The organism is Bradyrhizobium sp. 186, assembly GCF_023101685.1.
In the GTDB taxonomy this organism is placed as follows: Bacteria; Pseudomonadota; Alphaproteobacteria; order Rhizobiales; family Xanthobacteraceae; genus Bradyrhizobium.
Map to the genome: position 1 here is coordinate 10,399,401 of NZ_CP082164.1, position 13,625 is coordinate 10,413,025.

The window sequence follows — 13,625 nt, forward strand, 5'->3', positions numbered from 1 at the left end:
GGAGGGTTGGGGAGGGGGTGTCTCCGCAGAGGGATTCCCCAAGACGAAAGAACCCTCACCCGCCGCGCTCTTCGAGCGCGTCGACCTCTCCCGCAAGCGGGAGAGGTGAACCGAGCGCGCGGTTAGAATCTCGCCCGACGAATCCGGACGTAAAGCGCGCCCTCGCCGCCATGGCCGACGCCGGCCTCCTCGAAGCCCACCACGAAGGCGCGGAATTCCGGCAGGCTCAGCCATTCCGGCACCTGGCGGCGGAGCACGCCGCTTTCACCACCGCTGCGGCCCTTGCCGGTGATGACGAGCACGAAGGTCAGGCCGTCGTGATGGGCGCGCTGCAGGAAACCGGCCAAAGCGCGATGGGCGCGCATCTGGGTCATGCCGTGCAGATCGAGCCGTGCCTCGATCTCGCTGCGCCCGCGCGACAGTTTTGTGCGCTCGCGCTTGCCGAGCGGGGCCAGCGGCGGCACGGCAGGCTTTGATGGACGTGGCGCTGGCGCCGCGGCCATCGGCTTCGTCGGCGTTGGGGACCTGACGACCGGCGTTGCAGGCGAGGGTTCGGCGCGCGATGCGGCATGCGCCTTCGCCACGCGATGCTTCCTCAGCGGCTTGACCTGCTTTGCGACGAGATCCCACAGCTCGCGGTCTTCCTGGCTCAGCCCGCGACGGCGCGGCGAGGGACGAGGCTCCAGCACGGGCGGGCGGGACGATCGCTTCATTGTCGATGGGGACGACTTTTCACGGGTCGGCGCGGTTCAGGCTCTATCACGGGACGCGGCACCGGCAGTGGGACCGGGCTCGCAGCGGCAACCGTGTCGCTCTTGGCTAGCGCGGCGGTCGCGGCGGGAGCCACCGGCTTGGCCGAATCCTTCGCCGGATCGGTTTGCGGAAACAGTTTTGCGATCTTCTCCGACGGCCGCGGATCCGGCACGGGCAGCCTCGAGCCGCGGGCGACGGGATCAACGCCCTTCGGCACCAGCATGACGAAATGCATGGCGTGCCGGAGCCGCCCGGAGACACGGCCGGCGTCCTGGCCCGCGCCAAAATAGAGATCGGCGCGGGCCGGGCCGATGATGGCCGAGCCGGTGTCCTGCGCGATCATCAGGCGATGGAACGGCGTCTTGGATCGCTCGGAATCGATCGGCAGCTCGCCTTCGATGAAGAACGGCGTGCCGTAGACATGCAGCGATTTGTCCACCGCGATCGAACGGCCGGCCGTCAACGGAATACCTTGCGCGCCCACCGCCTCGTCCTTGTCGGACAGGTTGACCTCGCGGAAGAAGATGTAGGAGCGGTTCTGGCGCCGCAACTCCTTGGCGCCTTCAGAGTTTTGCGCCATCCACTCCCTGATCTTCTGCATCGACATCTCCTCCTTCGGGATGATGCCGCGCTCGATCAGGATGCGCCCGACGGCGGTGTAGGGAAAGCCGTTATAGGCGTCGTAGTTGAGCCGGACCGTGCTGCCGTCGTCCAGCTTGATCCGCGCCGAGCCCTGGATCTGCGCGAACAGCAGATCGGTCGGGTCCTTGAGCCAGGCGATCTCGAGTCCGCGACCGGCGATCTTGCCATCCTCGATCTCGCCGCGATCGTAATAGGGCACCAGCTTGCGGCGGCCGATCTTGCGGTAGACCGGACCCTTGTTGGGCAGGTTGACCGAATCCTGCTTGTAGCCGCGCACGAACAGGTTCGAAGGCCGGCGATAGACCGGAACGTTGAAGACATCGGTCTGGGTGCGCGAGCCGTCCAGCACCGGCTCGTAATAGCCGGTGACAAAACCGTCGGGCTCGCCGAGGCGCGAGATGCGCAGCGGCGCAAAGTTCTCCTCGAAGAAGGTTTTCGCCTTGGCGTCGTCGGTGAGTTCGAGCGATTTGACGATCCGGCAAGGTTCGCTCAGCGAGGCGGCCAAAGCCTTAGCTTCGACCTTGGGTTCAGCCGCGGCGGTCTGCGCATTGATCGAGCGGCAGCTCGCGCGGAACGTCTTGTAGGCGGCGAGATGATCGTCGTCGCTCCAGCCTTTCACGTCGGCCCAGGCCAGCGGCAGATATTGCGTGCCAGGGATTTCGAACGGAAGCGGCAGTGGGGGATAGGGCAAGGCCCGCGCAGGAGCGGCAGCCAATTCGGGAAGATGGTGATGATGGCTGCGGTAGTGGCGCCGCGCCGCCTCGGCGCCGAGCGAAAACGACGACAGCGCGACGACACCTGCGCAAAGCGCCGTCGCGCTGTTTTTCAGGAATGCCTTAATTCGCGCTTCCGGTGCCAACCAGCTTCCAGTTCGGATCGCGAGAGGAGATGTCGCGGGCGAAAGTCCAGATGTCGGTGATGTCGGCGACCGTGTCGGCGCTGCCGTCGACGATGTTGCCGGTCTTATCGCGGGTGGCCGAGATCATCTGCGAGACGAAGCGTACGGTGAGCTGCGCGGTACGGTCGCGCAGCTCGGCGCCGACCAGCTCAGCCTTGTCGATCGAGACGAAGCGTGTCTCGGTCTTCTGCTCGTTCTTCTCGCGCTCCTTGATCGCCGCATCGAAGCTCTCATAGACCTCCGACGACAGCAGGTCGCGCAGCGCACGACGGTCGCCATTGGCGAATGCCAGCACGATCATCTCATAAGCGCCGCGGGCGCCGGACAGGAAGTGGCGCGGATCGAAGGCAGAGTCCTTCTCGACGATGGCATCCAGGCCCTGCGCCAGCGCGGTGCCCGGCTCGGTCAAATCCTTCCAGCGGTCGGAAGGCGGGGCGGGCTCGGCCGTCGGCGCCAGCGGAGCCTGATCGATCACCTTGCCTGGCATGGTGATGACGTTCTTGTCCTGGGCACCCCCTAGCGCATTGCGGGCGGTGCGGTCGAACGGCGGCCTCTCATTGCCCGTCCGCTGCCCCAGCACGCTGCGCAGCCGCAGGAAAATAAAGACCGCCAGCGCTAGGAAGATGATGGTGTAGATGTCCACGTCGTATTCGCTTTCTGGTCTTTTCAGAGGTCTTCGCCGGGAAAATCAATCCGGCCAGTAGACCGTTCCATACGGAAACGGCAAGTCTACATCGCCATTCAGGTCTACATTGCCATTTTAGGCCCAGCGTCACGTCCGCCGGATGTAGGCACGAAATCTTGCCAGGCCAATGGCGCCTTTTGGCACAGCGCCAAGTGTAGCGCGTTTTATGCTTAAGGGGAAACCCGATCCTGCCCGGAAATCGCGCATCTTCAATCGTTTAAGCCGCAATTTCGTAAGCAGGCCGGGTGGAACGTCACAGTTGTGGGCACGGCCAGGATTCCCCCTCCGGGGCCGTTCGTCCTTGTGGAACGAGGTGGCCTTATGTTAGCCAACCGCCGCGAAATTCAGCCCCATTCGGGTAAGGAGAGACTCTTATGACCAACGGCAATGGCACCCCTCCCGAGGCGGCCCAGGCTCCCCAGCTCAACGTGCTGGCGCAATATACCAAGGACCTCTCGTTCGAGAATCCGAATGCGCCGAGCTCACTCCAACAGCAGGGCCAGCCGCCCCAGATCAACATCCAGATCAACGTCAGCGCCAATAACCTCAGCGAACAGGAGTTCGAGGTGACGCTGTCGGTTGAAGGCAAGGCCGAGACCGCGGGCAAGGTGATGTTCTCGTTCGAGCTCGCTTATGCCGGCGTGTTCCGGATTGCCAACGTGCCGAAGGAAAATTTGCATCCGCTGGTCATGATCGAGTGCCCGCGGCTGTTGTTCCCGTTCGCGCGTGAGATCATCGCGACCGCGGTCCGCGACGGCGGGTTCCCGCCCCTGATGCTGGATCCGGTCGATTTCGTCGGGCTGTACCGCCAGAACATGGAGCGGCAAATGGCCGCTCAGCCGAGCGGTCAGGCCTAACCGGCCGGATTGACCGTCGGGACGGGCAGGAACTCGTTCCAGATCGCCTTGTCGCCGAGCGTGGCAATGAAGGCCCGGTGGGCCTCGCGCTCGGCGTCCGAAATCCGCGGCGCAAGCGGCATCGGCCGCTGCCGCCGCGTGACCTCGCCCGTCGCACCGACGCGAATCTCCTCGTTCTCCGAGGCCAGGATCAGTTGCGACTGCCGGGCCCCAATCAGGTCGACATAGACTTCAGCCAACAGTTCGGCGTCGAGCAGCGCGCCGTGCTTGGTGCGGTGCGAATTGTCGATCGCATAGCGTGAGCAGAGATCGTCGAGCCGGTTGGACACGCCGGGATGCTTGCGCCGCGCCAGCAACAGCGTATCGACCAGGCGCTCGCGCGGAATTGCCGCTCGCTTGATGCGGTCGAGCTCGGCGTTGATGAAGCTGATGTCGAACGAGGCGTTGTGGATCACCAGCGGCGCATCGCCGATGAACTCGATAAACTCGTCGACGACCTCGTGGAACAGCGGTTTCGTCGTCAGAAATTCGGCCGACAGCCCGTGCACCGCAAAGGCTTCCGCCGGCATGTCCCTTTCAGGATTGATGTAGCGGTGGAACGTCTGCCCCGTCGGCATGCGGTTGTAAATCTCGACGCAGCCGACTTCGACCAGGCGATCGCCGCGCAGAGGATCGAGGCCGGTGGTTTCGGTGTCGAGAACGATTTCGCGCATGATCTGAGAGGCCGTTTGAGGCGGCGAATCAGGCTCGCCGCTGCGGCATCTTAACGACCTCGGCCAGAATGTCCTTGATTTGAGCGCGCACCGGTTCAAGTCCGTGTGACGTATCCACCACGAAATCGGCGCGCTTGCGCTTCTCGGCATCGGGCGTCTGTTTGGCGATGATGGCGTCGAGCTTTGCTTCGTCCATCGTGCCCCGCGCCAGCACGCGCTCGCGCTGTAGTTCCGGCGAGGTCGACACCACGACCACGGCGTCGACGCGCTTTTCACCGCCGGTCTCGAACAGCAGCGGGATATCCAGAACCACGACCGGCGCTTGAGCCGCTTCCGCGTCGGCGAAGAATTTCTGGCGGGAGGCGCCGAGCATCGGATGGACGATCTGCTCCAGCTGCTTGATGGCGGCGGGATCGTGCACCACGCGCGCGGACAGTTTTTGCCGATCGACCTTGCCGTTGACGGTGGTGCCGGGGAAGGCGGCCTCGATCGCGGGAGCGGCCTCACCCTCGTAGAGTTGATGGACGGCGGCATCGGCGTCGTAGACGGGGACGCCGGCCTCCGCGAACAATTTCGCGGTGGTGGATTTGCCCATCCCGATCGAGCCGGTCAGTCCCAAAATCCGCATCACCGCACAGCCATCTCTGTCATTCACACCGCAACTAGCCGTTCGCGCCGCAGGAACGCAAGCAGCGGCAGCAGCGGCAAGCCGAGAATGGTGAAATGATCGCCCTCGATTCGCTCGAACAGGTGGATTCCCAGGCTCTCGAGTTGATAGGCGCCGACGCTTGACGTCACGGCGTCGCCGGCCGCATCGAGATAGGCCGAAAGCTCCGCCTCGGTCATCTGCCGCATGGTCATGCGGGCCACCGAGACGTCCTCGAAAATAATCTTTCCGTCGCGCGCCACGGCCGCGGCCGAATTCAGCTCGTGGCTCTTGCCGACGAGTTCGTGCAATTGCGCCATGGCCTGAGCGCGGCCTGAGGGCTTGTTGAAAAGACGATCGCCGAGAGCCAGCGTCTGGTCAGCGCCGATCACGTAGCTCCCGGGATGATGCGCCGAGACGGCTTTAGCCTTTTCACGTGCTAGCAACAGAGCAATCTCGCGCGGACTTGAAAGTTTTGACGTGCGCTGAATGCCGCGCTCGTCGATATCAGCCGTAATCGCCTTGAACTCCAGCCCGGCATTGGCCAGCAGCAATTTGCGCGCGCCGCTTTGCGAGGCCAGGATCAACGGAGATTTGCCGCGCCAAAGAGACATCGCCGAAACTATTCCGAGGGCCGGTTACGCTGCCGATCACTGTAGAGCTTCATGATCGCCGCTGCGGTTTCCTCGATCGACCGCCGCGTGACGTCGAGCAGCGGCCAGTCGTGCTTCGCGCTCAGCTTGCGCGCGAACGCGACCTCCTCGGCGACTGCCTGCCTGTCGGTATAGGTGTCGCTGCCGGAATCGGCCCCCATGGACAGCAGTCGGTTCTGCCGGACCTGGATCAGGCGTTCCGGTGTCGCGTGCAGGCTCACCACCAGCGGCCGGGTCAGCGTTTCCAGTTGGGCCGGCACCGGGATGCCGGGCACGAGCGGCACGTTGGCGGTGCGGATGCCCCGATTGGCAAGGTAGATCGACGTCGGCGTCTTCGAGGTACGGGAGACACCGACGAGCACAACGTCCGCGTCGTTAAGCCCTTCGACATGCTGACCGTCGTCATGGATCATCGTGTAGTTCAGCGCGTCGATGCGCTTGAAATATTCGGCGTTGAGCACGTGCTGGGCGCCGACCCGGCCGGTGGTCGCGGCACCGAGATAGGCCTCGAACATCTGCATCACCGGCCCGATGATCGACAGGCTGGGAACGTTGATGTCCTTGCACTTGCCCTCGAGCCGCGAGACCAGATCCTTCTCCAGGAGCGTGAACAGCACGATCCCCGGGGCTTCCTCGATCTCGTCGAGCACGCGATCGAGCTGCTTCTGGCTCCGTACCAACGGATAGACATGCTCGACCGGCGTCACGTTGGCGTATTGCGCGGCAACCGCGCGGGCCACGGTGATCAGCGTCTCGCCGGTGGAGTCGGAGACGAGGTGCAGATGGAAATAATTGTTCGAGGTCGGCACAAAAACTCTTTGTATGAAGGCGGTGTGGTTTGTGGATTTCTGTGGACCTTAACCCCTCGGAAAGGGTTGCGCGACACCAGGGGCGGGACAACGGCCAATTTTCTTCACACCACTGCCCATGAGAACAACTCTGACGCCCGGGTAAGACGTAAGCGGGATTGCGCGGACAAGCCCCTTGATAAGCTGCCGACAGAACGGCGCAAGCCCTTGAAGCCCGGTAACTTATCCGGGCACGCTGGACTCGAGCGGGATATGTTGATGGATGTGAACAAGCGCGTGTGAAGTGGCGGACGGCATTGTGTGAGTCCAATTCACGGTCACACAGACTCAAACCTTAAGATTCTAAAAGTTTTAGGTTTAGAAGAGCCCATCGCAAGGATATGTGTGTGCGCCCGCATCTATGAATGAATTCTTACCGATTGCGCTCTATCCACCGATTGGTGAGACCGAAGGGTTTCCGGCATGTACGAATGGATCAAGGCGCTGCACGTGATCGCCGTCATCTCCTGGATGGCGGGCATGCTCTATCTGCCGCGATTGTTCGTCTATCACTGCGAGGCGGAGGTCGGTTCGAAGCAGTCGGAGACGTTCAAGGTCATGGAACGCCGGCTGCTCAAGACCATCATCAACCCGGCGATGATCGTCACCTGGCTCGCCGGGCTCTATCTCGCCTGGTCCGGCCATTGGTTTGCGTCCGGCTGGCTGCACGTAAAACTGGCACTGGTCCTGGCGCTGTCCGCGGTCCACGGCTTTTTTTCGCGCTGGCTGAAAGATTTCGCTGCCGACCGGCGTCCGCGGAGCCAGAAATTCTATCGTCTTATCAATGAGGTGCCGACTGTCCTGATGATTTTTATCGTGATCATGGTGATCGTGAAGCCGTTCTAGGCAGCGTTCGTGATTGATCGCTCAGCGCTTCGGCTTGCGGAGTGAGGAGCGATTTTCTATATTAGCCCTATCCCACCCAACGCAGGCGGATGTGGTTGTGTCTGAGCTTTCCAGAGGCCGGACACCGCATCAGGTTTGAAGCCTCACCGGCACTCACCTTGCCAGACCTGCGGACCTTACCTTCTCGCGTCCGCATCTCAGAGCCTCCTCGCACCCCCTCCCAAGGTTACCCCACAGGACCACCCCAATGCGGGAAATTAAACTCCAGGACCTCAAGTCGAACACTCCGGCCGAGCTCGTCTCGTTCGCGGAAGAGAACGGGGTCGAGAATGCCAGCACCATGCGCAAGCAGGAGCTGCTGTTCGCCATCCTCAAGCAGCTTGCGCTCGCGGAAACCGATATCGTCGGCGAGGGCGTCGTCGAGGTGCTCTCCGACGGCTTCGGCTTCCTGCGCTCGCCGGACGCCAATTATCTGCCGGGCCCGGACGATATCTACGTTTCGCCCTCGCAGATCCGCCGCTTCGGCCTGCGCACTGGCGACACCATCGAAGGCCATATCCGCAGCCCGAAAGAGGGCGAGCGCTATTTTGCGCTGCTGAAGGTCAACACGCTCAATTTCGAGGACCCGGAAAAGGCCAAGCACAAGGTCAATTTCGACAACCTCACGCCGCTGTTTCCGAATCAGCGTTTCCGCATGGAAATCGACGACCCGACGCGGAAAGACCTTTCTGCACGGGTGATCGACATCGTCGCGCCGATCGGCAAGGGCCAGCGCGCACTGATCGTCGCGCCGCCGCGCACCGGTAAAACGGTGCTGATGCAGAACATCGCGCATTCGATCGCGCATAATCATCCCGAGTGCTATCTGATCGTGCTCTTGATCGACGAACGTCCGGAAGAAGTCACGGACATGCAGCGCTCGGTGAAGGGCGAGGTTGTCTCCTCGACCTTCGACGAGCCGGCGGTGCGCCACGTCCAGGTCGCGGAGATGGTGATCGAGAAGGCCAAGCGCCTGGTCGAGCATGGCCGCGACGTCGTCATCCTGCTCGATTCGATCACGCGCCTCGGCCGCGCTTACAACACCGTGGTGCCGTCATCCGGCAAGGTCTTGACCGGCGGTGTCGACGCCAACGCACTCCAGCGCCCGAAGCGCTTCTTCGGCGCCGCCCGCAACATCGAGGAGGGCGGCTCGCTGACCATCATCGCGACCGCGCTGGTCGATACCGGCAGCCGTATGGACGAAGTCATCTTCGAAGAGTTCAAGGGCACCGGTAACTCCGAGCTGATCCTGGACCGCAAGGTTTCGGACAAGCGGACCTTCCCGGCGATCGACATTTCGCGCTCCGGCACCCGCAAGGAGGAGCTGATCACCGACACGCTGGTCCTGAAGAAGATGTACGTGCTCCGCCGCATCCTGAACCCGATGGGTACGATGGACGGAATCGACTTCCTGCTCGACAAGCTGCGCTCGACCAAGAGCAATTCCGAGTTCTTCGACTCGATGAACACCTAAGTGTGGTGCAGCAAGGGATCAAAGGGCGCCTTCGGGCGCCCTTTTTTGTGCGGCTTTGCTGCGAGTGAAAGTGCAGCATTAACGGGCCTGAGAATCGGGGTCGTGTCTAGATAAACCATTGATTTAGCAATGGAATATAAGAAAATGGCCAAGCACCGCAGGCTGAGGCAGGGAATTCTTGCAGCACGACGCTGCGGTCTATGTTGCGTCGCAATATAGGACATTTATTGCGAACCACGGTGCTGCAAGGCGAGCCGTACATTACTCAAAACGGATGTTTGCCTTTTCCCGAGCAGCCGGACAAATAAGCCATGCATCCGCGAGACCAGACCATCTTTGCGCTGTCGTCCGGCCGGCCGCCGAGCGCGATTGCCGTGGTGCGGGTCTCCGGACCGCAAGCCGGGCCGGCACTGACGACACTTGCTGGCAAGCTGCCGGCGCCAAGGCTGGCGAGCCGGCGGCTGCTCCGTGACGCGACCGGCCAGCCGATCGATGATGCGGTCGTGCTCTGGTTTCCAGGGCCGGCCAGCGCGACCGGCGAGGACGTCGCCGAATTTCACGTCCACGGCGGCCGCGCGGTGCTGTCGGCACTCCTCGACGCGATTTCCGTGATTCCGAATACGCGGGCGGCGGAGCCCGGCGAGTTCACGCGGCGCGCCTTCGAGAACGGCAAGCTCGATCTCACCGAGGCCGAGGGCCTGGACGATCTCATCCATGCCGACACCGACCGCCAGCGCCGTCAGGCACTGCGCCAGTTGCAGGGCCTGCTGGGCAACCGCGCGCGCGACTGGCGCGAGCGGATCATTGAGGCTTCCGCGCTGATCGAGGCGGGCATCGATTTTTCTGATGAAGGCGACGTGCCGGCCGAGCTGATGGTGCCGGCGGTGAAGGCGATCAATGCGCTGCATGGCGAAATCGCAGAAGTGCTTGCGGCACAGGGGCATGCTGAACGCCTGCGCGATGGCCTGATCGTCGCAATCGCCGGACCGCCGAACGTCGGCAAGTCGACACTGATGAATCAGCTCGCGCGGCGCGACGTCGCGATCGTCTCGCCACATGCCGGCACCACGCGCGATGTGATCGAGGTGCAGCTCGATCTCGATGGCTATCCCGTCACGGTGATCGACACCGCCGGCATTCGCGAGACGCATGATCCAGTCGAGCAGGAGGGCGTGCGCCGGGCCAAAGCGCGCGCCGCGGACGCGGACCTCGTGCTTTGGCTGACGGGTCCCGATGCGGGGACGGAAGAGCGGCTGCCGGGGACCGCACCGGTCTGGACGCTCCGCAACAAGATCGACCTCGAGGCAGGTGTCGCGATCGCCGCGGCCGACACGGCTTTCGCCATTTCGGCGCGGCGGGGCGACGGGCTGCCGGAGCTGATCAATGCGCTGGTTGGATTTGCCGCGGAGTTCTTCGGGACCAGCGAGGGTGTATTGGTCACCCGGGCGCGCCAACGGGATCTGCTAGTTCGGGCCTCAGACAGCTTGCTCCGGAGCCTGGAGCTTGTAGAAGAGGGCGAGGAACTTGCAGCCGAAGAGCTGCGTGCCGCTGCTTACGCCTTGGGCCGGCTATTGGGCCGGGTCGACGTCGAAGACGTTCTCGGGGCCATTTTTCAGAAGTTCTGCATCGGAAAGTAGTCCTAGTTCTTCATTGTAAGACTATCTCTTGTTCCATTCCTTGGGCTGTTTCACGTGAAACGGATCGAAAAGGGTTCCATGCGGTTTCAGTAAAACACAATGATTTCAAGCCATGCGCTACTGTGCATGGGGTTGTTTTGCGAAAATGCGTGAAGCTTCCTGGACCGTCCTGTTTCACGTGAAACATCCGGCCAATCGAGTTTCTACTTCCGGCTTTTTCCACTCTGAGCTAGAAGTCCGCCATGCGTACAGAGCGAGAGAACTTCGACGTCATCGTGATTGGCGGCGGCCACGCCGGCTGTGAGGCCGCGGCTGCTTCAGCCCGAATGGGCGCGACGACCGCTCTGGTGACGCACCGTTTCTCGACCGTCGGCGCAATGTCCTGCAATCCGGCCATTGGGGGTCTCGGCAAGGGCCACCTGGTCCGTGAAGTCGATGCGCTCGATGGTCTGATGGGTCGCGTGGGCGATGCCGGTGGGATCCAGTTCCGCGTTCTCAACCGCCGCAAGGGTCCTGCGGTTCGGGGTCCAAGGGCGCAGGCGGACCGAAAGCTTTATGCTGCGGCGATGCAGGCCGCGATCCGCGAGACCGAAGGTCTTTCCGTCATTGAAGGTGAGGCGGACGAGCTGATCGTGGTCGATGGCCGGGTGACCGGTTTGCGTTTGGCCGACGGTCGGGGGCTTCGGGCGGGGGCCATTGTCGTCACGACCGGCACCTTTTTGCGCGGACTGATCCATCTCGGCGAGAAGAACTGGCCGGCCGGCCGTGTCGACGAGGCGCCGGCGATGGCCCTGTCGAGCTCCTTCGAACGCGCGGGCTTTACGCTCGGCCGGTTGAAAACCGGGACGCCGCCGCGGCTCGACGGCACCACGATCAACTGGTCCGCCGTCGAAATGCAGCCTGGCGACGATCCGCCAGAGCCGTTCTCGGTGATGACTCAGCGGATCACCATGCCGCAAATCCAATGCGGGATCACCCGGACCACGTCCGCCACCCATGAGGTGATCCGGGCCAATGTCCATCGGTCTCCGATGTACTCCGGCCAGATCAAGAGCTCCGGACCGCGCTATTGCCCCTCGATCGAGGACAAGATCGTTCGTTTCGGCGACCGCGACGGCCACCAGATCTTTCTGGAGCCGGAAGGGCTCGACGACACGACCGTTTATCCCAATGGCATCTCCACATCGCTGCCGGAAGAGGTCCAGCTCGCGATCCTCGCCACGATCCCCGGCCTTGAGCGGGTGAAGATGGTCCGGCCGGGCTACGCCATCGAATACGATCACGTCGATCCGCGCGAACTCGACCCGACCCTCCAGACTAGGCGTCTCCGCGGTCTTTTTCTGGCCGGACAGATCAACGGCACCACCGGATATGAGGAAGCCGCCGGGCAGGGCATCGTCGCCGGCCTGAACGCGGCGCTTGCCGCCAGCGGCGCCGCCCTGACGGTGTTCGACCGCGCCGACGGCTATCTCGGCGTCATGATCGACGACCTCGTCACCCGCGGCATCAGCGAGCCCTATCGGATGTTCACCTCGCGGGCCGAATACCGGCTGACGCTGCGGGCGGACAATGCCGACCAGCGCCTGACCGAGAAAGGCATCGCCTTGGGGTGCGTCGGAAGCGCCAGGACCCGGCATCACCGCGCCAAGATGGACGCTTTGAATGCGGCACGGACGCTTTCGAAGTCCCTGACGATCACGCCGAACGAGGCAATCAAGCACGGTTTGTCCCTGAACCGTGACGGCCAGCGCCGCTCGGCCTTCGAATTGATGGCCTATCCCGACATCGGCTGGAGCCAGGTCCGCGCGATCTGGCCTGAGCTGTCGGCCGTTGATCCCGTGATCGCGACCCATCTCGAGATCGATGCCAAATACGACGTCTATCTGGAGCGCCAGAGCGCTGACGTCGAAGCTTTCAGGCGGGATGAGGGATTGGTGCTATCCGATGTCGACTACAAGCTGGTGCCTGGCCTCTCCAACGAGGTCCGTGCCAAGCTGGAGAAGGCGAGGCCTTTCACCGTCGGCCAAGCTGGCCGGATCGACGGCATGACGCCGGCCGCGCTCGGAATCCTCGCGGCCTATCTCCGCCGTGAGGCACGGAAGACTTCCAAAGCAATCGCATAGGCGTTTCACGTGAAACAGCGCGGGCCGGCAGGCAGATCTTCATCGCGAGCACCTGAGGCGGGCGAGGGGGCGGGACGTCGGCCCAGGCCCAGCCCCATCAGTCCGAAGATCGACAAAGCCGGTGCAACCGACAAGTCGCTGGACTCTGTGCTTGCCGCCAACAAGGCTGCAGCACTCAAGCTCGCCCCCATTTCACGTGAAACGGAGGCCCGGCTGGACCGCTACATCGCGCTGCTGCGGGAGTGGCAGGCCAAGACCAATCTGGTTGCGCCCTCGACACTGCCGCATCTCTGGACCCGGCACATCGCCGATTCGCTTCAGCTTGTGGATCTCGCGCCGTCGGCAAAGCGCTGGGCCGACCTCGGCAGCGGCGGCGGTTTCCCCGGAATCGTCCTCGCCTGCGCCATGGCCGAGACTTCAGGTGCGAGCGTCCATCTGGTCGAGCGCATCGCCAAGAAGGCGGCTTTTCTGCGCGAAGCGATCCGCATCACCACATCTCCGGGAGTCGTACATCTCGCTGAGATCGGGGATAATGTGGATAGAATCACCGGCCCCGTCGATTGCGTCACCGCACGTGCACTGGCTCCGCTACATCAACTCATCGGCTTTGCAGAGCCGCTGATGCGCCAGGGCGCAAAAGCGCTGTTTCTCAAGGGTCAAGATGTAGATGCTGAATTGACCGAAGCCGCTAGATATTGGAATATTCAGCCTCAGCTCCACCAAAGCCGCACCGGTGACGGCTGGATCGTAGAGCTGGCTACCGTCGAACGGCGCGGGTGAGGCGTTTAGGGGTCGAGTGGGGGAATTGGCG

Annotated in this window: 13 protein-coding genes; 6 read left to right on the forward strand and 7 right to left on the reverse strand. The window is 63.0% G+C overall.

All coding sequences use genetic code 11. The annotated features are described in order from the left end of the window. Window positions 1–122 precede the first annotated feature (122 nt). Genes IVB18_RS49715 through IVB18_RS49725 form a run of 3 tightly spaced genes read right to left on the reverse strand, consistent with a single transcriptional unit; the run spans window position 123 to window position 2,936 of the window. Window positions 123–713 (reverse strand): Smr/MutS family protein, encoded by a 591-nt coding sequence (locus IVB18_RS49715; RefSeq protein ID WP_247987310.1) that lies wholly within the window; start codon window positions 711–713, stop codon window positions 123–125. Further along, a complete protein-coding gene (locus tag IVB18_RS49720) occupies window positions 710–2,254 on the reverse strand; it encodes an MltA domain-containing protein (protein WP_247987311.1) in 1,545 nt (514 codons plus the stop codon). The genes IVB18_RS49715 and IVB18_RS49720 overlap by 4 nt, the downstream gene beginning before the upstream one ends. After that, complete coding sequence (locus tag IVB18_RS49725) at window positions 2,232–2,936, reverse strand: Tim44/TimA family putative adaptor protein (RefSeq protein ID WP_247987312.1); 705 nt, start codon at window positions 2,934–2,936, stop codon at window positions 2,232–2,234. The genes IVB18_RS49720 and IVB18_RS49725 overlap by 23 nt, the downstream gene beginning before the upstream one ends. Window positions 2,937–3,352: 416 nt before the next feature. Here IVB18_RS49725 and secB point away from each other — a divergent pair, with 416 nt between their 5' ends. Further along, window positions 3,353–3,835 carry a protein-export chaperone SecB gene (gene secB, locus IVB18_RS49730; protein ID WP_247987313.1) on the forward strand — a complete coding sequence of 161 codons (483 nt, stop codon included), beginning with the start codon at window positions 3,353–3,355 and terminating at the stop codon, window positions 3,833–3,835. Here the strand turns inward: secB and dnaQ are convergent. The 4 genes from dnaQ to IVB18_RS49750 are packed head-to-tail and all read right to left on the reverse strand — an operon-like array spanning window position 3,832 to window position 6,656. Next, window positions 3,832–4,548 (reverse strand): DNA polymerase III subunit epsilon, encoded by a 717-nt coding sequence (gene dnaQ / locus IVB18_RS49735; RefSeq protein ID WP_247987314.1) that lies wholly within the window; start codon window positions 4,546–4,548, stop codon window positions 3,832–3,834. The two genes, secB and dnaQ, sit on opposite strands and share 4 nt — an antisense overlap. A gap of 28 nt (window positions 4,549–4,576) precedes the next feature. Beyond that, entirely contained in the window at window positions 4,577–5,176 is a 600-nt protein-coding gene (gene coaE, locus IVB18_RS49740) for a dephospho-CoA kinase (RefSeq protein WP_247991922.1), read from the reverse strand. A 23-nt stretch (window positions 5,177–5,199) separates the two neighbouring features. Next, window positions 5,200–5,808 carry a Maf family nucleotide pyrophosphatase gene (locus IVB18_RS49745; protein WP_247987315.1) on the reverse strand — a complete coding sequence of 203 codons (609 nt, stop codon included), beginning with the start codon at window positions 5,806–5,808 and terminating at the stop codon, window positions 5,200–5,202. 8 nt (window positions 5,809–5,816) lie between these two features. Further along, window positions 5,817–6,656, reverse strand: coding sequence for a pyruvate, water dikinase regulatory protein (locus IVB18_RS49750; protein WP_247987316.1), 840 nt, complete (start codon window positions 6,654–6,656; stop codon window positions 5,817–5,819). A 462-nt stretch (window positions 6,657–7,118) separates the two neighbouring features. Between IVB18_RS49750 and hemJ the strand changes: the two genes are divergently transcribed. From hemJ to rsmG, 5 genes are all read left to right on the forward strand, one after another. Next, complete coding sequence (gene hemJ, locus IVB18_RS49755; RefSeq protein ID WP_247987317.1) at window positions 7,119–7,541, forward strand: protoporphyrinogen oxidase HemJ; 423 nt, start codon at window positions 7,119–7,121, stop codon at window positions 7,539–7,541. A 247-nt stretch (window positions 7,542–7,788) separates the two neighbouring features. Beyond that, window positions 7,789–9,054 carry a transcription termination factor Rho gene (gene rho, locus IVB18_RS49760; protein ID WP_247987318.1) on the forward strand — a complete coding sequence of 422 codons (1,266 nt, stop codon included), beginning with the start codon at window positions 7,789–7,791 and terminating at the stop codon, window positions 9,052–9,054. Between the two features lie 311 nt (window positions 9,055–9,365). Next, window positions 9,366–10,691 (forward strand): tRNA uridine-5-carboxymethylaminomethyl(34) synthesis GTPase MnmE, encoded by a 1,326-nt coding sequence (mnmE, locus tag IVB18_RS49765; RefSeq protein ID WP_247987319.1) that lies wholly within the window; start codon window positions 9,366–9,368, stop codon window positions 10,689–10,691. Window positions 10,692–10,933: 242 nt separating this feature from the next. Next, a complete protein-coding gene (mnmG, locus tag IVB18_RS49770) occupies window positions 10,934–12,814 on the forward strand; it encodes a tRNA uridine-5-carboxymethylaminomethyl(34) synthesis enzyme MnmG (RefSeq protein ID WP_247987320.1) in 1,881 nt (626 codons plus the stop codon). A gap of 138 nt (window positions 12,815–12,952) precedes the next feature. Then, a complete protein-coding gene (gene rsmG, locus IVB18_RS49775; protein ID WP_247991923.1) occupies window positions 12,953–13,594 on the forward strand; it encodes a 16S rRNA (guanine(527)-N(7))-methyltransferase RsmG in 642 nt (213 codons plus the stop codon). Window positions 13,595–13,625 lie beyond the last annotated feature (31 nt).

Coding starts and splice junctions, on each gene's coding strand:
- IVB18_RS49715 (WP_247987310.1), bottom strand. CDS start 713: ATGAAGCGATCGTCCCGCCCGCCCGTGCTGGAGCCTCGTCCCTCGCCG.
- secB (WP_247987313.1), top strand. CDS start 3,353: ATGACCAACGGCAATGGCACCCCTCCCGAGGCGGCCCAGGCTCCCCAG.
- dnaQ (WP_247987314.1), bottom strand. CDS start 4,548: ATGCGCGAAATCGTTCTCGACACCGAAACCACCGGCCTCGATCCTCTG.
- coaE (WP_247991922.1), bottom strand. CDS start 5,176: ATGCGGATTTTGGGACTGACCGGCTCGATCGGGATGGGCAAATCCACC.
- IVB18_RS49745 (WP_247987315.1), bottom strand. CDS start 5,808: ATGTCTCTTTGGCGCGGCAAATCTCCGTTGATCCTGGCCTCGCAAAGC.
- hemJ (WP_247987317.1), top strand. CDS start 7,119: ATGTACGAATGGATCAAGGCGCTGCACGTGATCGCCGTCATCTCCTGG.
- rho (WP_247987318.1), top strand. CDS start 7,789: ATGCGGGAAATTAAACTCCAGGACCTCAAGTCGAACACTCCGGCCGAG.
- mnmE (WP_247987319.1), top strand. CDS start 9,366: ATGCATCCGCGAGACCAGACCATCTTTGCGCTGTCGTCCGGCCGGCCG.
- mnmG (WP_247987320.1), top strand. CDS start 10,934: ATGCGTACAGAGCGAGAGAACTTCGACGTCATCGTGATTGGCGGCGGC.